General features: G+C 73.8%; 11 protein-coding genes and 1 pseudogene. 10 read left to right on the top strand and 2 right to left on the bottom strand.

Annotation, left to right across the window (positions count from 1 at the left end; genetic code table 11):
- Positions 1–18 precede the first annotated feature (18 nt).
- From ADL12_RS27190 to ADL12_RS27155, 8 genes and pseudogenes are all read left to right on the top strand, one after another.
- A complete protein-coding gene (locus ADL12_RS27190) occupies positions 19–3,591 on the top strand; it encodes a non-ribosomal peptide synthetase (protein WP_159053308.1) in 3,573 nt (1,190 codons plus the stop codon).
- Complete coding sequence (locus ADL12_RS27185; RefSeq protein ID WP_062706279.1) at positions 3,582–4,655, top strand: MupA/Atu3671 family FMN-dependent luciferase-like monooxygenase; 1,074 nt, start codon at positions 3,582–3,584, stop codon at positions 4,653–4,655. Before ADL12_RS27190 ends, ADL12_RS27185 begins: the two co-directional genes overlap by 10 nt.
- Positions 4,652–9,409 carry a non-ribosomal peptide synthetase gene (locus tag ADL12_RS27180; RefSeq protein ID WP_062706276.1) on the top strand — a complete coding sequence of 1,586 codons (4,758 nt, stop codon included), beginning with the start codon at positions 4,652–4,654 and terminating at the stop codon, positions 9,407–9,409. The genes ADL12_RS27185 and ADL12_RS27180 overlap by 4 nt, the downstream gene beginning before the upstream one ends.
- A complete protein-coding gene (locus ADL12_RS27175; RefSeq protein WP_062706273.1) occupies positions 9,409–13,314 on the top strand; it encodes a non-ribosomal peptide synthetase in 3,906 nt (1,301 codons plus the stop codon). The genes ADL12_RS27180 and ADL12_RS27175 overlap by 1 nt, the downstream gene beginning before the upstream one ends.
- Positions 13,304–16,624: a non-ribosomal peptide synthetase gene (locus tag ADL12_RS27170; protein ID WP_062706270.1), complete on the top strand. Its 3,321-nt coding sequence runs from the start codon at positions 13,304–13,306 to the stop codon at positions 16,622–16,624. The genes ADL12_RS27175 and ADL12_RS27170 overlap by 11 nt, the downstream gene beginning before the upstream one ends.
- Positions 16,621–18,732: a beta-ketoacyl synthase N-terminal-like domain-containing protein gene (locus ADL12_RS27165; RefSeq protein ID WP_062706267.1), complete on the top strand. Its 2,112-nt coding sequence runs from the start codon at positions 16,621–16,623 to the stop codon at positions 18,730–18,732. The genes ADL12_RS27170 and ADL12_RS27165 overlap by 4 nt, the downstream gene beginning before the upstream one ends.
- Positions 18,729–19,481, top strand: a complete 753-nt coding sequence (locus tag ADL12_RS27160; protein WP_062706265.1) for a thioesterase II family protein — start codon at positions 18,729–18,731, stop codon at positions 19,479–19,481. Before ADL12_RS27165 ends, ADL12_RS27160 begins: the two co-directional genes overlap by 4 nt.
- An 89-nt stretch (positions 19,482–19,570) precedes the next feature.
- Positions 19,571–20,833 (top strand): annotated as a pseudogene (locus tag ADL12_RS27155) (beta-ketoacyl-[acyl-carrier-protein] synthase family protein); the annotation flags it as partial.
- Positions 20,834–20,851: 18 nt separating this feature from the next.
- Here ADL12_RS27155 and ku read toward each other — a convergent pair.
- Entirely contained in the window at positions 20,852–21,898 is a 1,047-nt protein-coding gene (ku, locus tag ADL12_RS27150; protein ID WP_062706354.1) for a non-homologous end joining protein Ku, read from the bottom strand.
- 51 nt (positions 21,899–21,949) lie between these two features.
- Here ku and ligD point away from each other — a divergent pair, with 51 nt between their 5' ends.
- Positions 21,950–22,831 carry a non-homologous end-joining DNA ligase gene (ligD, locus tag ADL12_RS27145; RefSeq protein WP_062706263.1) on the top strand — a complete coding sequence of 294 codons (882 nt, stop codon included), beginning with the start codon at positions 21,950–21,952 and terminating at the stop codon, positions 22,829–22,831.
- A 145-nt stretch (positions 22,832–22,976) separates the two neighbouring features.
- On the opposite strand, the gene ADL12_RS27140 is transcribed toward ligD, so the two are convergent.
- Positions 22,977–23,786 carry a nuclease-related domain-containing protein gene (locus tag ADL12_RS27140; RefSeq protein ID WP_062706259.1) on the bottom strand — a complete coding sequence of 270 codons (810 nt, stop codon included), beginning with the start codon at positions 23,784–23,786 and terminating at the stop codon, positions 22,977–22,979.
- A 292-nt stretch (positions 23,787–24,078) separates the two neighbouring features.
- On the opposite strand from ADL12_RS27140, the gene ADL12_RS27135 reads away from it, so the two are divergent.
- Positions 24,079–24,585 carry a protein-tyrosine phosphatase family protein gene (locus ADL12_RS27135; RefSeq protein ID WP_062706256.1) on the top strand — a complete coding sequence of 169 codons (507 nt, stop codon included), beginning with the start codon at positions 24,079–24,081 and terminating at the stop codon, positions 24,583–24,585.
- The last annotated feature ends 10 nt before the right edge of the window (positions 24,586–24,595 follow it).

Here is a 24,595-nt window from a genome sequence, read left to right as displayed (position 1 = left end):
ATGGGGGCAACGGGGGCGTTGCACGGGGTACATGAACTTTTCGAGGCACAGGCGCGACGGACACCGGCGGCGACCGCGCTGGTGCACGGCGACGAGCGGCTGAGCTACGGCGAACTCGACGCGCGCGCCGACCGGTTGGCCGGGCTGCTGCGGCGGCACGGCGTACGGCCGGGGGCCCTGGTGGGCGTACACCTGGAGCGGTCCGCCGAGATGGTGGTGGCGCTGCTCGGCACGCTCAAGGCCGGTGCCGGTCATGTGATGCTCGACCCGGACTTTCCGGCGGAACGGCTGCGTGGGATGGCGGCCGACGCGGGAGTTGCCGTGGTCGTGGCGCGGCGCGGGTCCCCACCGACCGGCATCGCGGCCGAGTCGGTCGCAGTGGAGGACGCCGAGGAGGCGCCGCCTGTCGAACGTGGCGTCGTGGACGTACGGCCGCAGGACCCGGCCTGCGTGATGTTCACCTCCGGATCCACCGGCCGCCCGAAGGGCATCGTCGCCTCGCACGCCGCGATCACCGGGACGCTGACCGGGCAGGACTTCGCCTCGTTCGGGGCCGGCGCGGTGTGGTTGCAGTGCTCCCCCGTGTCCTGGGACGCGTTCGCGCTGGAGCTGTGGGGTCCGCTGCTCGGTGGCGGCCTGTGCGTCCTGCACCCGGGGCAGCGGCCCGACCCGGTGGTGATGGCCGGCCTGGTCGAGCGGCATGCCGTCACCTCCCTCTACCTCTCCGCCTCCCTGTTCCATGTGATCGTCGACGAGTACCCGCGAGCCCTCGCCGGAGTGAGCGAACTGATCGTCGGCGGTGAGCCGTTGTCGCCGGCGCACGCGGCCCGCGCCCTGGAGCGGTACCCCGGGCTGAGGCTGAGCAACGGCTATGGACCGGTCGAGGGCATGGTCTTCCTGACCGTCCATCCGGTCACCGCCGAGGAAGTCCGGGACGGGAGGCCGGTGCCGATCGGCCGCCCGCTGGCCGGCAAACGGCTCCGAGTGCTCGACGAGCGGCTGCGGCCCGTCGCGGACGGCGAGAGGGGTGAGCTGTACGCCGCCGGGGCGGGTGTCGCCCTCGGCTACTGCGGCCGTCCCGGGCTGACCGCCGAACGGTTTGTGGCCGACCCGTACGGGGCCGCCGGTGAGCTGATGTACCGGACCGGTGACCTGGTGCGGCGCCGGGCGGACGGGGTGCTGGAGTATCTGGGGCGGGCCGACGCCCAGGTGAAGATCCGCGGGTTCCGGGTGGAGCCCGGGGAGGTGGAGACGGTCCTGGCCGGCCACCCGGGTGTCGTCCGGGCCGCTGTCGTGGCCCGTCCCGACGCCACCGGGGACAAGCGGCTGGTCGCCTACGTCGTCCCGCGCGACGGACATCGGCAGCGGCTGTCGGAGCGGCAGTTGCGTGACCACGCAGCTCGCGTGCTGGCCGATTACCTGGTCCCGGCCGCCTTCGTACTGCTGGACGCCCTGCCCCTGACCGCCAACGGCAAGCTGGACCGCGCCGCCCTGCCGGAGCCCGGCCCGATCACGGGCTCCCTCGCCTCGGCGGCCGCACGACAGCCGTCGGGCCCGGTCGAGGAGGCGCTGTGCGGGCTGTTCTCCGAGGTGCTGGGGGTGGCGTCGGTCGGCCCCGAGGACGACTTCTTCGCGCTCGGCGGCCACTCGGTGATGGTGGCTCGGCTGCTGGGCCGGATCCAGCTGACGCTGGGCGTGCAGGTCGGCGTACGGACGCTGTTCGAGTGCCGGACACCGGCGGCGCTGGTGCCGTACGTGGAAAAGGCCGCGCAGGACGAGAAGGCCGAGAAGGCCACGAAAAACGACGGCGGCGGCCGGGCCGAGTCTCCCGCGCCTCAGCCGGACGGGGACGCGCTGCCCCTGTCGTACGCCCAGCGCCGTCTGTGGTTCCTGGACCGGGTCGACGCGGGCACCGCCTACACCCTGCCCGTGCTGGTGCGGCTGCGCGGCGAGATCGACGCGGAGGCTCTTCGGGCCGCCCTCGGGGACGTGGCCGCCCGGCAGACGGCGCTGCGTACCGTCTTCGAGGAGAGCGACGGCGAGCCGAGGCAGCGGGTGCTGAGCGGCACCGCGGCACTGCCTCGGCTGCGGCACGTCACCGTCGGCTCGGGTGAGCTGGAGCAGGCCGTCCACGGGGCCGCCCGGCACCGGTTCGACCTCGCCGCCGAACTCCCCCTGCATGCCGTGCTGTTCAGTGTCCGGGACCGGCCGGGTGAGCACGCCCTGCTGCTCGTCCTGCACCACATCGCCGGTGACGGCTGGTCCCTGCCCCCGCTCTTCCGGGACCTGTCGCGGGCCTACGCCGCCCGCAGCGCCGGCGGCGAACCCGAGCTCGCCGCGCTGCCCGTGCCGTACGCCGACTTCGCCCGCCGTCAGCAGGAGCGGCTGGGCTCGGCGGACGATCCCGGGTCCCTCGTCGCCACCCAACTCGCCTTCTGGGACAAGGCCTTGGCCGGTCTTCCGGCCGGGGGCCCGCTGCTCCCCCGCCGTCCGGGGCGGCCCGCCGTGCCGGGTCGGGACGCCGCCACCGTCGTACGGCGGCTGGACGCGGGCGCGCACGCGCGGATCGTCGAGGCGGCGCGGGCGGAGGGCGCCACGCTGTTCATGGCGCTGCACGCCGCCCTCGCCGCCGCGCTGGTGCGGGCCGGGGCGGGCGAGGATCTCGCGGTCGGTTCGCCGATCGCCGGGCGCGGGCACGACGGCACGGTCGACGACGTCGTCGGGTTCTTCGTCAACATGCTGGTGGTGCGGACGGACGCCTCCGGTGACCCCACCGCCCGGCAGCTGCTCGCCCGGACCCGGGAGGCGGCGCTGAACGCCTTCGCCCACCAGGACGTGCCGTTCGAGGAGGTCGTGGACGCGCTCAACCCCGTACGGCCTCCGGGGCGGCAGCCGTTCACCGAGGTGGTGCTGGCGTTGCAGAACAACGCCCGGGCCGAGGTGGAGCTGCCCGGCGCCGAGGCCGGCGTGGAGCCGCTGCGCACCGGCACCGCGCGGTTCGAGCTGCTGGTCGACGTCACGGACGACCACGGGCCGGCGGGCGCACCGGACGGCATGACGCTGGTCTTCGAGTACCGGACCTCGTGCCTGGAGCCGGAGTTCGTCCAGTGGCTGGCGGACGCGGTCGTCGAGGCGCTGCGCGCGGCGGCCGCCGAGCCGGACGCACCGCTGTCCCGGCTCCCGCTGCCGGCACCTCCCCGGCGCGCGGACGCGGCCCGGGACGCGGTCCTCGTCCCCGCCCGCACCCCCGGCACCCCGGCGGACTCCGCACTGCACCGGGAGATCGCCGCCGTCTGGTCCGACGTCCTCGGCGTCGAGCACATCGGCCCGCACGACGACTTCTTCCTGATCGGCGGCAACTCCCTGCGCGCGGTCCGGGTCGCGGCCCGGCTCACCGGCGCCGGGCGCCCGGTGACGGCCGCCCAGCTGTTCACCTCCCCCACGGTCGCCGCCCTCGCCGCCGAACTGGAGCGGGCACCGGCCGAGGCACCCGCGGCTGCGGCGCCCATCCCGCGCCGGCCGCGCATTCCCCGGCAGCCCGGCCGCGACGGCCGTACCGACACCAGCCAGAAGGAGGTGCCATGGACCTGAGCGTGATGTTCTTCGGCGCCGACACGCCCGCCACCGACACCACCGCCGGGGGCGACGCGCCGCGGCACAGCGAGGCCTACGACGACATCCTCACCGTCGCCCGTACCGCGGACCGGCTCGGCTTCCACGCGATCTGGACGCCCGAGCGGCACTTCCAGCAGGTGGGGCAGGTCTTCCCCAGCCCGCCGGTGCTCAGCGCGGCGCTCGCGGTGGCCACCGAGCGGATCAACATCCGGGCGGGCAGCGTGATCCTGCCGCTGCACCATCCGCTGCGGATCGCGGAGGACTGGGCCGTCGTCGACAACCTCTCGCACGGCCGGATCGGGCTGTCCGCGGCCACGGGCTGGCACTCCGCCGACTTCGTCCTGGCCCCGGACCACTACGAGGGCCGCCGCGAGCAGACCCTGCGGGACATCCCGCTGCTGCGGAGGCTGTGGGCGGGCGAGGCGGCCGAGTTCACCGACGGCACCGGCGCCTCGGTCGCCGTCCTGCCGCAGCCGAGGCCCGTGCAGAACACCCTCCCCCTGTGGCTCACCAGCTCCGGCAACCCCGCGACCTGGGAGGCCGCCGGAAGCCTGCGCACCGGGGTCCTCGGGGCGACCGTCGGGCAGAGCCGGGAGGAGCTGGCCGAGAAGATCGCCCGCTATCGGGCCGCCTGCGCCGCCGCGCCCGACCAGGGCGGCACCGACGCGCACGGCCGGGTGACGCTGATGGCGCACACGTTCATCGGCGCGGACGACGAGGAGGCGCGGCGCCTGACCGCGCTACCGCTGACGAGGTATCTGCGCTCGTACGTACGGCAGACCACGGCCAACCGCACCGCCGACAAGGCGACGGCGGAGCTCACCGAGGAACAGACCGCGCTGCTCGCCGAGTTCGCCTTCCACCGCTATCTGACCTGGGGCAGCCTGCTCGGCTCCGCCGAGACCTGCCGGAAGATGCTCGCCGATCTGCGCGAGCTGGGCTGCGACGAGGTCGCCTGCTTCGTGGACTTCGGGCTCGGCCGCGACGAGGTGCTGGCCGGGCTGCACCGGCTGGCCGAGCTCCAGGAGGAAGTGGCGTGACGGGGGTGACGGGGGTGACGGGGGCGGCCAGGGCGAGCGGTGCCTCGATGGCCGAGCGGTTCAGCGCGCTCAGCGGGGAACAGCGCGTGCGGCTGATGCGCCGGCTCGTGGAGTCCGGGCAGTTGGGCCTGATCCCGGCGGTCGTACCGCGACGGGACGGGGACGGGCCGGTGCGGCTCAGCGCCGCGCAGGAGGACCTGTGGGTGTACGAGTCGCTGTATCCCGGCACGCCCGCGCTCAACCTGTGCAGCGCCTACCACTTCGACCAGCCCGTCGACCGGGACCGCCTGGAGACGGCGTTGACGCTGGTCCGGTCCCACCACGACATCCTGCGGGCACGCATCGGCGGTGAGCCGGGCGCGCTGCACGTCTCCTTCCCGCCCGAGGACCGCTTCGTCCTGGAGCGGGAGGATCTGCGCGGCACCGGGACGACCATCGCCGATGCCTTCGAAATGTTCCGGCGCCGCTCTTTCGACCTGGGCGGGGGGCCGCTGATGCGGGCCCGTCTCGTCACGGTCGACGAGACGCGGACCACACTGATGCTGGGCCTGCACCACGTCATCGCCGACTGGTGGTCCTTCGACGTCCTGCAGGCCGAGTTCGCCGAGGCCCATCACGCGGTCGGCACCGGCAACGCGCCGGCCCTGACGCGGCCGCGCATCCAGTACGCCGACTTCGCCTCCTGGCAGGGCGAGTTGGAGGAGGCCGGGGTCTTCGAGTCGCGGCTGGACTTCTGGCGCCGCTATCTGGCCGAGCCGCCCGCGCCGCTCACCGTGCCCGGCACCCGTGCGGGGACCGGGGACGGCATCGCCCAGGTCCCCTTCCGTATCGACGCCCCGACCGCCCAGGCGGTACGGGCGCTGGCCCGGGAGCGCGGCGCCTCCGTCTACGTCGTCCTGATGGCCGCCTTCGCGGTCTTGGCGCACCGCCTCACCGGCGCCGACGACATGGTGCTCGGCACCCCGACCGCCAACCGGGCCGCCAAGGGTCTGGAGCGGGTCATCGGATACGTCATGAACGCCATCCCGACCCGCTGGCGGATCCGGCCCGAGGACTCCTTCGCCGCCGTACTGGCCCGGTTCACCGCCGACTTCCCCGAGCTGATGGCCAACGCCGACGTGCCCGTGGGCCGGATCGTCTCAGCGGTCGCGCCCGACCGCAGCGCGGGCCGCTCCCCGCTGTTCCAGTGGGTCTTCATGCACCTCACCCAGCAGCGGAGCGTGGCCGCTCTGCGCGAGTTCAGCGAGCCCGAGCGCATCCACACCGGGGGCGAGCACGACCTGGTGGGCATCGTCCGTGACGGTGACGACGGCACGATGGAGGGCAGCTTCGAGATCCGTACGGCCCTCTTCGGCGCCGACACCGTACGGCACTGGACGGATGCCTACCTGGAGCTGCTGCGGCGCTTCACCGCCGACCCCGAGGTGCCGCTCGCCGAGGTCGGCCTGGTGCCCGAGGCCGAGCGGCGACGACTGGCGGAGCTCAGCTGCGGCGGGCCTGCCCCCGAGCCGCTGGCCCTCCCCGACCTGGTGGCCCGGCAGGCGGCCCGCACGCCCGACGCGCCCGCGCTGGAGGGTACGGCGCTGACGCTGACCTACGCCGAACTGACGGACCGGGTTGACCAGTTGGCCGCCGTATTCGCCGAGCACGGCGCGGGGCCCGGCGAAGTGGTGGCTCTCGCGCTGGGGCGCACCGCCGCGATGGCGCCGGCGCTGCTGGCGGTGCAGCGGACCGGTGCGGCATATCTGCCGATCGACCCCGATTATCCGGCGGAGAGGATCTCACTGGCGCTGGCCGACGTGGCGCCGGTGCTGCTCGTGGTCGGCGAGCCCGGGGTGCTGCCGGACACGGGCGTCCCCACACTGGTACTGAGCGCGACGCTGGAAGTGCCGCTTGATGCCGTTGATCGTCTGCGGCAACGTCGTGGCTGGTCGCGCCCACGCGGCGGTAGCCGCACATCGACAGCAGCCCCGCGCCCCTATGGGGCGCTGTCGAACCCGGCGACCCCCGCATACGTCATTCACACCTCCGGCTCCACCGGCCGTCCCAAGGGCGTGGTCGTCCCGCACACGGGTCTGACGGCCCTCGCGCGCGGCCTCGTGGAAGCACTGGCGCTCGACGCGGACAGCAGGGTGCTTCAGCTCGGCTCGCCCGCCTTCGACATCTCCCTGGGCGAGATGTGCATGGCGTTCTGGTCCGGCGGCACCCTGGTCGTACCCCCGGAGGGCCCGCTCGTCGGGCAGGACCTCGCGGATGTGCTGACCGGGCGGAGGATCAGCTGTGCGCTGGTGCCGCCCTCGGTGCTGGCGACCGTGCCGGCCGGGGAATACCCCGAGCTGCGGTCGCTGGCGGTGGGTGCGGAGGCGTGTCCGCCGGATCTGGTGGACCGCTGGGCCGTCGGCGGGCGGCGGTTCCACAATGCCTACGGGCCCACCGAGTTCACCGTCGGCGCCACCATCTCCGTCCCGCTGGCCGGCGACGGCACGGCGCCGCCCATCGGCGCCCCGTTCCCGGGCACGCGCGCGTACGTCCTCGACGGGCGGCTGCGGCCCGTGCCGCCGGGGGTGTGCGGCGAGCTCTATCTGGCGGGGCCAGGAGTGGCGTACGGCTATCTGGGGCGGGCGGGGGCGACGGCCGAGCGGTTCGTCGCCGACCCGTACGGGCCGCCCGGCGAGCGCATGTACCGCACCGGTGATCTGGCCCGCCGCCGGGACGACGGGCAGCTGGAGTATCTGGGCCGCTCCGACGACCAGGTGAAGATCCGCGGCCTGCGCATCGAGCCGGGCGAGATCGCGGCCGTCCTCACCGGGCATCCCTCGGTCGGGCAGGCGGTCGTCGTCGTACGGGAGGAGCAGCCGGGCAGGCCACGGCTCGTCGCGTACGTCGTGGGTGGCGGTGAGGGCGTCCCGGTTCCGGACGCGCTGCTCACGTATGCCGCCGGGCGGTTGCCCGCCGCCATGGTGCCTGCCGACGTGGTGGTGCTGGACGAGCTGCCGCTGACGGCCCACGGCAAGCTGGACCGGGCCGCGCTGCCCGCGCCGGGAAGCAGGCCGGGCGGTGCCGGGCGGGCCCCGGAGGGCGTCCGCGAAGTCACCCTGTGCGCCCTGTTCGAGGAGGTGCTCGGCGTCGAAAGGGTCGGCGCCGACGACGACTTCTTCCGGCTGGGCGGCGACAGCATCATGGCGATCCAGCTCGCGGGGCGGGCCTCGGGGGCGGGGCTCGGTATCGCGCCGCGTGACGTCTTCACGGCCCGTACGCCTGCCGCGCTCGCGCTGACGGCACGGGAGGTGGCGGACCCCGGCTCCGCTGAGGACACCGGCACGGGGCGGTTCCCGCTCACGCCCGTCATGCAGTGGTGGCGCGAACAGGCCGGGGACGCGGCCGCGTTCACGCAGTCGATGGTGTTCCCGGTTCCCCGGGACGTCGACCCGGAACGTCTGGCAGCGGCGGTGCGCGGGCTGGTCGAGCGGCACGGTGTGTTGCGGATGCGTCTGGTGGACGGGGAGCTGGAGGTTCCCGAGGACGTCCCCGGCGTGGCGGTCGAGCGCGTGGAGGTGCCCGTCGGTGCCGATCCGCGGGCGGCGGCCGAGGAGTGGGCGGCGTCGGTGCGGCTCCACCCCGAGAAGGGGGAGATGCTGCGGGCCACCTGGCTCGCCCCGGCCTCCGGTCGGCCGGGGCTGCTGTTGCTGACGGTGCACCACCTGGCGGTGGACGGGGTGTCCTGGCGGCTGCTGGGTCCCGAGCTGGCGGCCGGGCTGGCCGGGGAGCGGCTGCCGCAGAGCCCGGGCACGTCCTTCGCGCGCTGGGCGCGGCTGCTGGCGCGGGAGGCGGTCGGGCCCGAGCCGGCCGGCACGGAGTGCGCCTGGTGGGAGCGGATGCTGAGCGGCCCGGACGCGCGGATCGCGGGCGGGCGGGGTGTCGGCGCGAGCCGTGCCGTGCTCACCGTCGAGCTGACGCCCGAGGTCACCGAGGCGGCCTTGTCCGAGGTGACCGGGGCCTTCCACTGCGGCCCGGACGCCGTGCTGCTGACGGCGCTGGCCGCGGCGGCGGTACGGCGGCGGGGCGAGGCCCCTGCGGCGGTCACCGGCCTGCTGGTCCACCTGGAGGGCCACGGCCGCGAGGCGCTCTCCGAGCCCGCCGACATCTCCCGCACCGTCGGCTGGTTCACCACCCAGTACCCGGTCCGGCTGGACGCGGGCGGCGCGCTCGGCCCTGACTTCTGGCAGCCCGCGCGGGACGCGGCCGGTGAGGCGCTCAAGCAGGTCAAGGAGCAGCTGCGGGCGGTCCCGTCGGGTGGCCTCGGCTGGGGTCTGCTACGCCACCTCAACCCGGACACGGCCCCGAAGCTGGCCGCGCTGCCCGTCCCTGACCTGCGCTTCAACTATCTGGGCCGGTTCTCCGGCGGCGACACGGCCGACGGCGAACTCCTCGGCATGGCCGCGCAGGCGCTGCCGCTCGGCCATGCGGTGGAGGTGGACGCGCTGGTCCTGGAGGGGAGCGGCGGGCGGCTGTGTCTGAGCGCCGGGTTCTCGTACGCGCGCGGGGTGCTCGGCGAGGACGAGGTGAGGGAGCTGGCCCGGCTGTGGTGCGAGGCGATCGAGGTGCTGGTCGAGCACGCCCGCCAGGACGGCACGGGCGGCCACACCGGCTCCGACTTCCCCTTGGTCGACCTGTCGTCGGACCAGCTCGCCCTGCTGGAGGACGACCTGGAGTTCGAGGACTGGGACGACGAGGACGAAGAGGGGGATGACTGATGGGCGGTCGCATCGCGGACGTACTGCCGCTCTCCCCGGCCCAGGAGGGCCTGCTCTTCCATGCCCTGCGCGATCCGGACCGCCCCGACCCGTATCTGGTGCAGGCCCGCTTCCGGATCGCCTCCGGCATCACGGCCGAGGCGGTACGGGCCGGGGTGACCGCGCTGCTGGAGCGGCACCCGAACCTGCGGGCGCGCTTTCGGCACGAGCATGTCGACCGGCCGGTGCAGGTGATCCTGCGCTCGGTGAAGGTGCCGTGGACGGAGACCGACTGCACGGGCCGCACGCCGGACGAGACGGAGGCGGAGTTCGCGCGCCTCATGGCCGAGGACCGGGGCCGCCGCTTCGACCTGGCCCGGCGCCCGCTGGTGCGGGCCACGCTGGTCCGGCACGACGCGGGCGCCGAGCTGCTCCTGACGCTCCATCACATCCTGCTGGACGGCTGGTCGCTGCCGTTGCTCGCGCAGGATCTTCAGGCGCTGACGACGGGCACCGCCGCGCTGCCGCCGGCCGTGCCCTTCAAGCAGTACCTGGTCTGGCTGAACGGCCAGGACCAGGCGCGGGCCAAGGCCGCCTGGCGCGAGGCGCTGGGCGGGCTGTCGCGGCCCTCGCTGCTGCCCTCGAACGGGCCGGACGGGCCGGACGCGACGGACACGCAGGACGGGCCCGAGGACACCGTCGACGTAGAGCTGACGCCCGAGCTGACGGCGGCGGTCACCCGGCGTGCCGCGGAGGCGGGCGTCACCGTGAACACCGTGGCGCAGACGGCCTGGGCCCTGGTGCTGGCGCGGCTGACCGGTGCCGAGGACCTGGTCTTCGGCGCGGTCGTCTCCGGGCGGCCGCACGATCTGCCCGGTGTCGAGCGGATGGTGGGCCTGTTCATCAACACGCTGCCGGTGCGGATCCGGCTGCGCTCCGGTGAGGGCGTCGACGAACTGCTGGCCCGCGTCCAGAGCGAGCAGCTGCGACTGGCGCCGTATCACCATGTACGGCTGTCGGAGGTGCAGCGGGCGGCCGGAGCGGGCGAACTCTTCGACACGGTCCTGGCGTTCGAGAACTTCCCGCGCGTCGAGGGGCCCGCTTCAGCCGTCGAGCTGGTCGAGACGCGGGACGCGACGCACTACCCGGTGACGGTCGCTGTCGTCGCCGGGGAACGGATGCTGCTGCGGATCAGCTGCCGCCGGGGCATCTCCGCGGCCGCGGTCGGCACCCGCCTGGCGCGCGCCTTCGAGGCGCTGACGTCCGCGCACGGCACGCCGGCCGACCGGCTCGACGTCCTCCCGCAGGAGGAGCGGCGACAGCTGCTCGCCCTGGCCGAGGGGCCGGTACGCCCGGTGCCCGGCACGCTGAGCATCCCCGGGCGCTTCGCCGAGCAGGTGGCCCGTACGCCGGACGCGCCGGCCGTCGAGGCGGACGGTGAGGTGCTGATGTACGGCGCTCTCGACGCGGCGTCCGACCGGCTGGCGGCGCGGCTGCGGGAGGCGGGGGTGCGGCCCGGCGACACGGTGGCGCTGCCGCTGGCCCGGTCCGTGTCCCTGGTCGTCGCGCAGCTGGCGGTGCTGAAGGCGGGCGCGTGCTGTCTGCCGCTGGATCCGGGGGCTCCGGCGGGGCGGCTGGCGGTGCTGGTGGAGCAGGCCGGTGCACGGGTGGCGGTTATGGCTGCCGACGTTCAACTGCCGGATGGCATACGGGCGTTGGGCGTATCGGGGCTTGACGGAACCGACGCCGCAGCGCCGCCGACGACGACGGCCGTGCACCCCGAGTCCGCCGCCTACGTGATGTACACCTCCGGCTCGACGGGCGAACCCAAGGGCATCGTCACCCCGCACCGGGCTGTCGTCGAGCTCGCCGTCGACACCCGCTTCGCGGGCGGCGCACACCGGCGCGTCCTCCTGCACAGCCCGCACACCTTCGACGCCGCGACCTACGAGACCTGGGTGCCCCTGTTGAACGGCGGCACGGTCGTGGTCGCCCCGCCCGGCCCGGTCACCCCCGACCTGCTCAAGAGGCTGCTGCCCGAAACGCGCGTCACCGCCCTGTGGCTCACCGCCGAACTCCTGCGCACCGTGGCGGAGATCGCGCCCGAGGCGCTCGGCACCGTGCGCGAGGTGTGGGCGGGCGGGGACGTCCTCGCGCCCGAGGCGGTGCGGCGGGTGCGCGAGCACTGCCCCGGCACACAGGTCGTCAACGGCTACGGGCCCACCGAGACGACGGTGTTCGCCACGGCCCACCGGGTGACCGGTGACGTCGGCGCGTCCGTGCCCATCGGGCGCCCCCTCGACCACACCCGCGCCTACGTCCTCGACCACCTCCTGCGTCCCGTACCGGCCGGAACGGTGGGCGAGCTGTACATCGCCGGCGCAGGCCTGGCCCGCGGTTACCTGAACCGCCCCGGCGGGACCGCCGAGCGTTTCGTCGCCGACCCCTACGGGCCGCCCGGCGCCCGGATGTACCGCACGGGCGATCTGGTGCGCCGGTGGCCGGGTGGCGAGCTGGAGTTCCTGGGCCGCAGCGACGACCAGTTCAAGGTCCGGGGCTTTCGGATCGAGCCCGGCGAGGTGGAGGCCGCCCTGGCCGCCTGCCCGGGCGTGGAGCGGGCCGTGATCGCCGCGCGCCCGGGGCCGGACGGCGGCAAGAGGCTCGTCGCGTATGTCGTGGGCGGCGACCTGGGCCTCGTACGGGAGCATGCGGCGCGCACGCTGCCGGCGCATCTGATGCCGTCGGCGTGGGCCGGCCTCGACGCCGTACCGCTGACCGCCCACGGCAAGGTCGACCGGGCCGCGCTGCCGGAGCCCGAGCCGCAGCGAGTGCGGCCGGGCCACGGGCGGATCGCCCGGCCTGGGCGCGAGCAGCAGCTGTGCGCGCTGTTCGCTCAGGTGCTCGGGGTCGAGGCGGTCGGCCCCGACGCCGACTTCTTCGCGCACGGCGGCCACTCGCTGCTCGCCCTGCGCCTGACCGCAGGGATCCACGCCGAACTCGGGACACAGGTGTCGCCGGCCACGCTGTTCGAGGCGCCGACGCCGGCCGCGCTCGCCGCGCGCCTGGCCGCGGGGCCGGCCGGCAAGGGCGACGACGAGGACGCGTACGCCCCGCTGCTCACTCTGCGCCGCGAGGGCGACCTGCCCCCGCTGTTCTGCCTCCACCCGGGACTGGGGCTCGGCTGGGGGTACGCGGCGCTGCTGCCGCACCTCGCCCCCGGGCGGCCGGTGTACGCGCTGCAGACGCCGGTGCTGCACGGCGGGCAACTGCCGCAGACCTTGGGCGAGTTGGCCGAGAGCTATGTTCCGCGCATCCGGGCGGTGCGGCCGCACGGGCCGTATCTGCTGCTGGGCCGCTCCTTCGGCGGACCGTTCGCCCATGAGCTGGCGGTGCGGCTGCGCGCGGGGGGCGAGGAGGTCGCGCTCGTCGCCGTCCTGGACTCGATGCCGAAGCCGCCGGACGTGGCGCGGGTGCCCCTGGACCCGGCGGTCGTGGAGCAGGTGGCGCTGAGCAACCTGCTGCGCAACGCGCTGCCCGGGGTTGCGGCCGGACCCGGCCCGCTGGACAGGGCGGAGGTCGTCGCCCGCGTCCACGCGCACAGCGCGCTCCTCGCCGGCCTCGACGAACAGCGCCTCGACACCCTGGTCGACGCCATGGAGCGGTACATCGAGTTGGCCCGCGCCTGGCAGCCGTCGCCGTACGACGGGCGGGTGACCCTCTTCTCGGCCGGCCGCGCCTCGGAGGCGACGACCGAGGAGAAGAGCGCCGCGTGGCAGGCCTGCTCGGCCGGGGTGGACGTACACGAACTGGACTGCGAGCACAGCGATGTGCTCACGCCGGGGCCGGTCGGCGAGATCGCCGCGGCCGTGGAGGACGTACTGGCGAGGGATCGCACGGGGGACGGAGCACAGGCAGATGGACGCTGACGACACAGGGACCGTCGGGGACGGCGAGGAGTACGAGTTCCCGACCTCGGACGCGCAGGCCCGGCTGCTCGTCCTGGACCACATGGACCCGGGCAGCGCGACCTACCACGTGCCGGCCGCCTTCACCGTGCGCGGGCCGTTCGATCCGGCCGCCATCGGCCGGGCCCTGGACGCGCTCGTCGCCCGGCACGAGTCGCTGCGCACGGTGTTCCGCACCGGCCCCGACGGGGTGCCGCTGCAGATCGTGTCCACCGCCGGGCGGGCCGAGCCGCGCGTGGAACGCGACGTGCCCGTGGCCGAGGTGGACGCGCGGATGCGCACCGAGGCCGCCCGTCCCTTCGACGTGGCGTCCGGGCCGCTGCTGCGCTGCACGCTGTACGCCGTGGACGACAGCAGTCACCGCATCCTGCTCGTCGCCCACCACCTGGTCTGCGACGGCTGGTCGCTGGGCGTGCTGCTGCGCGAGCTGTCGGCCGGGTACGAGAACGAGACCAAGGGTCTGCGTCACGCCCTGCCCGAACTCCCGCTCCAGTTCCCGGACTTCGCGGCCTGGCAGCGGGACCGGCAGGCGGCGGGCGAGTACGCCGGCTCGGTCGCGCACTGGGTCGAGCGGCTGCGCGGGGCTCCCGAGACGGTCGCGCTGCCGCTGGACCGGCCGCGCGAGGCGGTGCGTTCGGCGGCGGGCGGCACCGAACGCTTCACACTGTCGGGCCGGGTCCGTGAGCGGATCACCGAGACGGCCCGGGCGCGCGGAGGTACGCCGTTCATGGCGGTCTTTGCCGCGTACGCCGCGTTCGTGAGCCGGCTGTCGGGCTCCGAGGACCTGGTGATCGGCTTCCCCGTCTCCGGCCGGGACCGCCCCGAACTCCAGGACATGGTCGGCATGCTGACCAACACCCTGGCCCTGCGCATCGACCTGTCCGGCGACCCGTCGTACCACGACCTGATCGACCGCCTGCGCACCGCACTCCTGGACTCCCAGCCGTACCAGGACGCGCCCTTCGAGGCGGTCGTGAACGAGATCGCCCCGGCGCGCGAGATCAGCCACGACCCGGTCCTGCAGGTGATGTTCGGCTACGACGACGACACCGAACTGACGCTGAGCCTGGCCGGCGCGGAGGTCGAGCGGGTCCATGTCGTGCTGGACACCGCGAAGTTCGACTTCCATCTCCAGGTGGAGCGGTGGGGCGAGGATCTCGCCGCGTACCTGATCCACCGCAGCGCGCTGTTCGAGACGGAGACGGTACGGCGATGGGTGCGGTGCTTCGAGGTGCTGCTGGAGGGCTTGCTGGACCGCCCGGACATTCCTCTGTCGGCCATAGACATGCTCCCGTCGGACGAGAGGGAGTGGCTACTCGCCCAGGGGACGGCAACGCCCCTAAGGGGCGCGGGGCTGCCGTCGATTTGCGGCTACCGCCGCGTGGGCGCGACCAGCCACAACAAACCCGCAGCCGCCCGACAACACAACGCGGCACATCCTGAGGCGCGCCTGGTCCCCAACCTCGTGGCGGACCGAGCCGCCGAACAACCGGAAGCCACGGCCCTCGTCTGCGGCGACCTACGCCTCACCTACCGTGACCTACTGAAGCGCGCCGACACCCTCGCAGCCCACCTACAGGCACGCGGCGTGCGACGCGGAGACCGAGTCGGCCTCCTCCTGCCCCGCGGCGCCGACATGGGCATCGCCGCCCTCGCGGTGCTGCGCGCGGGCGGCGCATACGTACCGCTGGACCCGGCGCATCCCGCCGCCCGCCTCGCCTACATGGTCACGAACTCGGGCACGTCCCTGCTGCTGACGGCACAGGGGACGACGGGCCTGACGGGGACGGACGTCCCGGAACTGCGGGTGGATCAGGACGAGGAGCCGGAGGCCGTGGCTCCGGTCGCCCCCGTGGCATGCGCGCCCGACGACCTCGCCTACGTCCTCTACACCTCCGGCTCCACAGGAGTCCCCAAGGGCGTGGCCGTCGAACACCGGGCGCTGCTCAACCTCGCGGTGAACGTGCGCCCCGTGTTCCCGGTGACTGAGGACGACCGCGTCCTGCAGTTCGTGTCGTTCGGCTTCGACGTGGCCGTGTCCGACCTGTTCTTCTCCTGGGTCGCGGGCGCGGAGCTGCACATCGCACAGGAGGACGAGCGGCTGGGCGAGGCGCTCCAGGCGCGCTTGCGGGACTCCCGCATCACCTACGTGTTCCTGCCGCCGTCCGCCGCGATGACCCTGCCCCGTGCCCCGGGCGCCCTGCCCGAGCTGCGCACGCTCGCGGTCGGCGGCGAGGCGTGCCCGGCCGAACTGGTGGAGCGGCTCGCCGAGGAGGGCCGCCGGATCGTCAACGGGTACGGCCCCAGCGAGGCGACGGTCTACTCCACCACCGCCGATCTGCACCCGGGCGAACCGGTGGTGATCGGCCACGCGGTGCCGGGCACCCGCGCCTACGTCCTGGACCGGCGCCTGCGCCCGGCCCCGGTCGGTGTGACGGGCGAGCTCTACGTGGCCGGCGCCTCCCTGGCCCGCGGCTACTTCGGCCGGCCCGGCATGACCGCCGAGCGCTTCGTCGCCGACCCGTACGGGCCGCCCGGCAGCCGGATGTACCGCACCGGGGACCTGTGCCGCATCGACGCGCACGGCGTGCTGCACTACCTCGGCCGCGGCGACTCCCAGGTGAAGCTGCGCGGCTACCGCATCGAGCTGGGCGAGATCGAGGCGCTGTTGGCGGGCCATCCCGACGTCACGGTCGCCGCGGCGGCGGTACGCGGGGAGGAGGCCGAGCAGCGGCTCGTGGCGTACGTCGTCACCACCACCGAGGTGTCGGACGAGGCACTGCGGGCCCACCTGGCCAGGCGGCTCCCCGGCTACATGGTCCCGGAGGTCTTCGTACGGCTGCCGGAGCTGCCCCTGAACCGCTCCGGCAAGATCGACCGTTCCCGGCTTCCCGAACCGCCGTCCGCCCGCCCCGAGTTGAACGAGTCGTACGCCGCTGCGAGCACCGAGGCCGAACGGCGCGTGGCCGGGGTCTGGCAGCGGGTGCTGACCCTGGACCGGGTCGGCGTGCACGACAACTTCTTCGACCTGGGCGGCAATTCGGTACGGCTGCTGGCCGTGCTCGCGGCGCTCCGGGAACACCCCGAGTACCGGGATCTCACCCTGATCGACCTGTTCCGCCATCCGACGGTCGCCGCCGTGGCGGCCCATCTCGACAGCTCGGCCGAGGACCCCGCACCCCACGAGGAGGCGGCCCGGCGAGGAAACGCCCGCCGCGAGCGCCAGGCGGCTCTGCTCAAGCTCCGTTCCAGGAAAGGCACGACGCGATGACGACCGAGGAAGTCCCGATGCAGGATCCGGCGCAGGATCTCGAATCCGCGGTGGCCGTCGTGGGCATGAGCGGCCGCTTCCCCGGCGCGCGGGACCTGGAGTCCTACTGGGCCAACCTGCGCGACGGCGTCTGCTCCCTGTCCACCTTCACCGAGAAGGAACTGCTGGCCGACGGCACGGACGCGGCGGAGCTCGGCAATCCCGCGTACGTCTACGCCCAGGGCCGCCTCACGGACGCCGACCGCTTCGAGGCGGACCTCTTCGGCTTCAGCCGCACGGAGGCGGCGGCGCTGGACCCGCAGCACCGGGTGTTGCTGGAGACGGCGTGGTCCGCCCTGGAAGACGCGGGGTACGCCCCTCTGACTGCACCATCTGCCGCTGCCGCGGCGGGCCCGCCCCGCACCGGCGTGTACGTCGGCGGCAGCCCGACCGAACACGCGCTGGCCGCCGGCACGGACCCGGCGCTCGCGGCCTCGATCGGCGCCCTCCAGGTCCGCATCCTCACCGACCGTGAGTTTCTGGCGCCCTGGATCTCCTACCGGCTGGGCCTGGAGGGCCCCAGCATGACGGTCCAGACGGCCTGCTCGACCTCCCTGACGGCGGTCCACCTGGCCGTCCAGGCGCTCCTCCTCGGCGAGTGCGACACGGCACTCGCGGGCGGTGTGGCCATCGGCAGCGTGCGCAAGCAGGGCTATGTCCACTACCAGGGCGGGATCTTCTCCCCCGACGGCCGCTGCCGCCCCTTCGACGAGAAGGCGGCCGGCACGGTGCCCGGCAGCGGCGTGGGCGTGCTGGTGCTGCGCCGGCTTCAGGACGCGCTGGCCGACGGTGACCCGGTGCGCGCGGTGATCCGGGGTACGGCGGTCACCAACGACGGTTCCGGCAAGGTCGGTTTCACCGCTCCGGGGGTGGACCAGCAGTCGGCGGCGATCACGGAGGCGTGGGCGGCGGCGGGCCTGGAGCCGTCGGCGGCGCAGTACGTGGAGGCGCACGGGACGGGCACCGAGCTCGGGGACCGGATCGAGCTGGAGGCGGCGAGCGCGGCCTTCGCCGGCGGTGCGGGCATCGGCCTCGGCTCGGTGAAGTCGAACATCGGGCACGCGGACGCGGCGGCCGGGGCGGCGGCGCTGATCAAGACGATCCTGATGCTGGAGCACGCGACGCTGGCACCGACGGTGGACGTCACGAGCCCGCTCGCCGCCCTGCGGGACTCACCGCTGCGGCTGGTGACCGAGGCCGAGGAGTGGCCGAGCCGTGCGGGCCTGCCCCGGCTGGCGGGCGTGACGTCGGTGGGTATCGGCGGCACGAATGTGCATGTGGTGGTGCAGGAGGCGCCCGAGCGGCCGTCGCAGGCGGGTACGGCGACGCACTCGACGGACACCGCGGCGAACCCGCTGGTCCTGCCCCTGTCGGCCCGGACCGAGCCTCAACTCGCCGCAGTGGCCGACCGGTTGGCGACGAGACTGCGCGAGGCGGACGCCCCGTCCCTGGCCGATGTCGCGCACACCCTGCGCACGGGCCGGGTCCGGATGCCCGTACGCGCCTATGTCGTGGCCGGCACGCGAGGGGAGGCGGCCGACAGGCTCACGGCACTGGCCGGCGGCCGCCGGGACACGCCGACCGACCCGCTCGGCGAGGCCTGGCTGAGGGGCGAGGAGGTGACCTGGCCGGCCCTCGACGGCGAGGTACGGCGGGTGCGGCTCCCGGCGTACCCGTTCGCGGGCGAAAGCTACGGCGCGCTGACGCTGCTCAGGCCCACGGCGCAGGCGGCGCAGGAGCCGCAGGTGGCGGCGGCGCCCGACGCCGCGGCGCCCGCCGCGGAGACCGAGCTCGAGCGCAGGGTGAGCGAGCTGGTGATCGAGGCGCTGGATCTGAACAGTGCAGCCGATCTCGCGCAGACGTACTTCGAGGCGGGCGGCGACTCGCTGACGGCCGTTCACCTCGCCGGAAGGCTCCGCGACGAGTGGGGCATCGACGTGCCGATCCAGCTGTTCCTCGAACCGATCACACTGAAAGACATGACGGTGAGCATCTGCGAGTTGAAGCAGAACGGGGATGCGGACGGCGCCCTGGACGCCCTCCTCTCCGAGTTCGAGGCGGAGTCGTGAGCGTCCAGGACATCAAGTCCCTGTGGCTCAGGGGCGTGCGCGCGCCCGGCGCGAGGATCCGCCTGGTGTGCTTCCCGCACGCGGGCGGAGGGGCGGTCTCCTTCCATGGCTGGGCCGCGCTCACCCCACCGGAGATCGAGGTCGTGGCGGTGCAGTACCCCGGCCGCCAGGACCGCCTGCACGACTCGTGCCCGAGCACGATGGAGGAGCTGGCCGACGCGATCACGACGGACCTGACGAACGAACTGCCCGGCGACCTGCCGATGGCCCTCTTCGGCCACAGCATGGGTTCATCGGTGGCGTACGAGGTGGCCCGCCGCCTGGAGGACGTCCCCGGACGCACCCTCACCCGCCTGATCGTGTCGGGCCGGCACAGGCCCCGCGTCCCGGAGGAGCAGGCACCCCTCCCGGCCCCGGCCGACACCGAGATCCTGGACCGCGTCCGCCTGCTGGACCCCGAGGGCGCCGACGTCTACGAGCACCCCGACCTGCGGCCCCTGATCATGCCGGCCCTGCGCGCGGACTTCGCACTCCTGGCGGCATACCGCCCGGCTCGCCTGCACCCCCTGGACGTTCCGGTCACGGTGTGCGGCGGCGACCGCGATCCCGGGTGCACCGTCGAGGACCTCAAGTCCTGGTCGGACGTCACGACGAAAGGGCTGGACCTCCGGGTCTTCGAGGGCGGCCACTTCTATCTCCACCAGCGGAAAGAGGAGCTGCTCGCGTTTCTCGCCCAGCAGCTGTCATGAGTCGGCACATCGAACGGATGTGCAGGGCCTGAGGAATCTGGGCATGTTTCCCCTTCAACCACCAGAGGGGGCATGCACCGATGAGCGAGGCCGCCGCGTCCGCACCCCGCACAGTCGTCGTGACCGGGCTCGGGGCGGTCACCCCGCTGGGCATCGGGGTCGACGAGTTGTGGCGGGGGCTGCTCGACGGGCGGCACGGCATACGGGAGCTGGAGGATCCCGAGTTCGACGGGTTGCCCGTGCGGGTGGCGGGGGTGGTGCCCGTGGATCCGGGCGAGTTGCTGCCGCGGCCCGTTGCCCGGCGGATGAACCGGGCCGCTCAGTTCGGGGTGCTGGCCGCTCGGGAGGCGTGGGCCGACGCCGGGTTCGTGGCGGGCGGCACCCGAGAGAGCGGGCTCGATCCGGAGCGGGTGGGGGTGAGTCTGGGGGCCATCCTCGGTGACGCGTCCGTGCTCGTCGGCGGGGACCGCAAACTGCGGGACAAGGGGCCGCGGGCCGTCTCGCCGCTCACCACCCCCATGACCGTTCCCTCGCAGGCCGCCTCCCAGGTCTCGCTCGATCTGCACATCACCGGCGAGGCCCGGACCGTGACGAGCGCGTGCGCGTCGGGGACCGAGGCCATAGGGCAGGCGATCGACCGCATACGGTACGGGCGGATCGACATCGCTCTCGCGGGCGGCGCCGAAGCCGTCGTCACGCCGGCGATCATGGCGTCCTTCGCGGCGATGCGGGCCCTGGCCGACGGGCACCCCGCCGACGGCTCGCCCTCCCGGCCCTTCGCCAAGGACCGGGACGGGTTCGTCAACGGCGAGGGTGCCGGGGTCCTCGTCCTGGAGGCCGAGGAGCACGCACGGGCCCGGGGAGCGCGGATCTACTGCGAGGCCGCCGGATGGGGACTCTCCGCCGACGCCCACCACATGGCCGCACCCGACCCGTCCGGCAACGGCATCGCGCTCGCCCTGCGGCGGGCCCTGCGGGACGCCGGGGGCAGCGTCAGCGACGTCGTCCACGTGAACGCCCACGCCACGGCCACGGTCGACGGCGACCTCGCGGAGGCGGGTGCGCTGCGGGCGGTACTCGGGCGCCGGCCCATACCGGTCACCGCACTCAAGGGGCACCTGGGGCACCTCCAGGGGGCGGCGGGCGGGGTCGAGGCCGTCGCCGCCGTACTGACGCTGCATCACGGGGTGGTGCCGCCCACGGTGGGGGGCGGGGAGGTCGACGACGCGATCGACCTGGATGTGGTGCGGGGGGTGCCGCGCCCGTTGCCGCAGGACGGGGACCTGGCGCTCAGCAACTCGTTCGGGTTCGGCGGCCACAACGCGGTGCTGGCGCTGCGCCGGTCGAGGTGAGGCTCCAGTCGCCGCCGCTCACGCGCTGCGCTTGCGGGCCGCCGTCTTCTTGGTGGTCTTGGCCGTGGTCTTCTTCGCCGTGCTCTTGGTCGTGCTCTTCGCTGTGCTCTTCGCCGCCGCCTTCTTCGTCCCCTGGGCCGTCTTCGACGTCGACTTCTTGGCCGACGCCGCTGTCTTCTTCGCCGCGGTCTTCTTCGTCGTCGCCGTCGACTTCTTGCCCGCCGCCTGCTTCGGGGCCGCCCTGGCCGACTTGCGCTCCGGCAGACGTCTGACCTCCGCCGGCTCCTCGCCGCGGGACTCCTTCGCCGCGCGCACGCTGCTCTCAAGGGCCGCCATGAGGTCGAGGACCTTGCCTCCGGTGGCGGGCTCGGGGGCGGAGGGCGGGGCCTCGCCGGCCGCCTTCGCGGCGATGACCTCCTCGACGGCCTCGCGGTACTCGTCGTGCAGATCGTCGAGGTCGACCTCGCCGAGGGTGTCCATCAGGGCGTCCGCGAGGTCGAGTTCCTTGTCGCGGACGGTGACGCCGACGTCGGGGGCGACGCCCTCGGGGGCGCGGACCTCGTCGGGCCAGAGCAGGCCGTGCATGGCGATGGCGTCGCCGACGACCCGGAGCATGCCCAGCCGTTCCCTGCCGCGCAGCGCGAACTTGGCGATGGCGACCTTGTTGCTGCGCTTGAGGGCCTCGCGCAGCAGGGTGTACGGCTTCGCGGCCGGGGCGCCGCTCGCGGCGAGGTAGTACGCCGCGTCCATCTGGAGCGGGTCGATCCGGTCGCCCGGCACGAAGGCCACGATCTCGATCGTCTTGGCGGTCGGGAGCGGCAGCTCGGCCAGGTCCTCGTCGGTGATGGGAACGATCGAGCCGTCCGCGTCCTCGTACCCCTTGCCGATCTCGCCCTGGCTGACCTCGCGGTCCTCCAGTTCGCAGAACTTGCGGTAGCGGATCCGGCCGCCGTCCTCGGTGTGGATCTGGCGGAAGGAGATCGAGTGGCTCTCGGTCGCGTTCACCACCTTGATCGGGATGCTGACCAGGCCGAAGGAGATGGCGCCGTTCCAGATGGATCGCACGTTCAGCACCTTTCGAGGCGGTTCCGGCCGATTTCATGTGATTCTCATCGTATGACGCCGATCACAGAGGTGGAGGGCCGGCGGCTCGCGCTCAGCAACCTGGAGAAGGTGCTGTATCCCGCGGCCGGGTTCGCCAAGGGCGAGGTGCTGCACTACTACGCGACCACCGCCGAGGTACTGCTGCCGCATCTGCGCGACCGGCCGGTGTCCTTCCTGCGCTACCCGGACGGGCCGGACGGGCAGGTGTTCTTCACCAAGAACGTGCCGCCCGGTACGCCCGAGTGGGTCACCACCGCCGAGGTGCCCCGCGTCGAGGGCCCGGCGCGGATGGTGCTGGTGCAGGACCTGCCCTCGCTGATGTGGGCGGCCAACCTCGTCACGGAGTTCCACACCCCGCAGTGGCTGATCCAGGCGCCCGGCGAGGCCGACCGGCTGGTCTTCGACCTCGACCCCGGCTCGCCCGCCACCGTGGTCGAGTGCTGCGAGGTCGCCCTCTGGCTGCGGGAACGGCTGGCCGCCGACGGCATCGAGGCGTACGCCAAGACCTCCGGCTCGAAGGGGCTCCATCTCACCGCCGCCATCCGGCCGGCCCCCTCCGAGCAGGCCACCGAGTACGCCAAGGAACTCGCCGTGGAGGCCGAGAAGGCCATGCCCCGCCTCGCGATCCACCGGATGACGAAGAGCCTGCGGCCCGGCAAGGTCTTCGTCGACTGGAGCCAGAACGCCGCCCGCAAGACCACGGCCACGCCCTACACCCTGCGCGCCCGCCGCGACCCGACCGTGTCCGCGCCGGTGACCTGGGAGGAGGTGGAGGACTGCCGGTCCCCCGGCTCCCTGACCTTCCTCGCCCCCGACCTGGCCCCACGCCTCCAGGACTACGGCGACCTGCTCGCTCCGCTGCTGGACGCGGAGCGGGCGGGCACGCTGCCCTGACCCAGTCGTGGCCGTCGGCCACTTTCCGGCGCCGGTCCGGACATTTCAGCCCGTCCGGCGTTTGAGGACGAGGCCCGTTCAGGGCCGAAGCGGGGGTCTGGGGGCGGCAGCCCCCAGGGACGGCGACCCCAGCCAACCCGACCGCTCAGCCGGGGGCACCCCATACCCGCCGGTCCCGAGCCATCGCATGCAGCGCCTCCACATCCGCCGGCTTCAGCAGCCCACCCAGCCGAGCCAGCCCCTCCACCTCCGTGTCCCTGAGCACCCGGACCTCCCGCAACGGCCCGGGTATCGCCACGTCGGCCGGCCCGACCAGCACGAGGACCGGGCGGACCTCCGCGGTCAGGGCGTAGGAGGCCCGGTCGGCGTCGGCGCGGACGCGGCGCAGCAGAGGGTACGGCTCACGGCGCCCGAGGGAGACCATCGGGTCGGCGACGGTCACCTTCTGCTTACGGGCGTAGAGGCTGTGCAGCACGAACAGCCCCCCAGGCCCGATCGCCAGATGGTGGATACGGTCACCGCCGGGAAGCGGAATGGAGTGCAGCGCGTGCCAGCCCGCGCCGTCCAGCCGGTCCAGGGCCTCACCGACCGTCTGCTCCGCGGTCAGCGCCCGGTGCCGCGGATCGGGGCGGCGCAGCAGGTGGGAGGGGGCCGGATCCCGGTCGAGGGAGACCAGGAGCGCCTCGCCGGGGCGGTTGGGCGCCAGGTCGTCGTCCGGGTGGAGGGTCAGCCGGGCCAGCTCGGCGGGCGTGGGGACCGGAGGCGGGCCCACCGTGACCGGGCCGGTGATGAAGGGGCCGAGCGCCTCCAGCACATCCTCCCGGCGGTCGTCGCTGAGCAGGTTGATCCTGGCGGCCTCACGGTCGTACCAGGCGAGGTTCCGCCCGTCCGTGAGGCAGACGTAGAGCCGTTCCTGGCCGTGCCGCCAGGTCGGTATGACGCGCAGTCCGCTCATGCACCATCACCCCACGACCATGGGAACAGGCGGGGTGCTGTGGGGGCAAGAACCCGGTTACCTTTGAGAGGAGTTGGGCAGACCCCCCGCTAGGGCCTGTTCTGAGTGTCCCCGTCGTCCGTGCGGAGCACGGGCGCAGCGGCGTTCGGTGCGTGCCCTCGGCGTGCGACGTCCCTGGTCATGTGGCGGAGCCACCTGTCCAGGGGCGGCGTGCGGCGAGGGTGCGTGCCGGGCGTCGGGGCGCAGGCGGGGACACTCAGAACAGGCCCTAGGGGTGGTTGGGGAGGCGCCGTTGCGTACCCGCAGGAAGCAACCCGACGTACCGGCTCCGGACAGCCCGTGGAGCGAGATCGTGCCCGGCTTGTGGATGGGCGGGCACGAGTTCCGGGGGTCGTCGGGACAACTGGAGTTCGCCGTCGTACAGGACGAGTTCGATCTCGTACAGACTCTGCTGCGCCTGCCGGGGCACGGGCCCGATCCCGGTGTCGAGCACCATGTGTGGCCGATTCCCGACGGGCCGCTGGACGGGACGCAGCTCGCCGGGGTGATACGGCTGGCGGAGGCGGCGTGCGAGGCGCTGGACAAGGGCCGCAGGGTCCTCGTCCGCTGTTACCACGGGTACAACCGCTCAGGGCTCGTCATCGCGCACGCCCTGGTCCGCCGGAGCCACTCCACCGAGCAGGCGATCCGGCTGATACGCTCCCGCCGCTCTCCGTGGGCCCTGCACAACGAGCTGTTCGTCGACTACCTCCGGGCAGGCCTGTCGACCGCCCGGCTCCTGGAGGAACTCGCCGAGTAGCCGTTTCGCC

Source organism: Streptomyces regalis (assembly GCF_001509475.1).
In the GTDB taxonomy this organism is placed as follows: Bacteria; Actinomycetota; Actinomycetes; order Streptomycetales; family Streptomycetaceae; genus Streptomyces; species Streptomyces regalis.
This window is presented reverse-complemented; position numbering and strand designations above follow the sequence as displayed.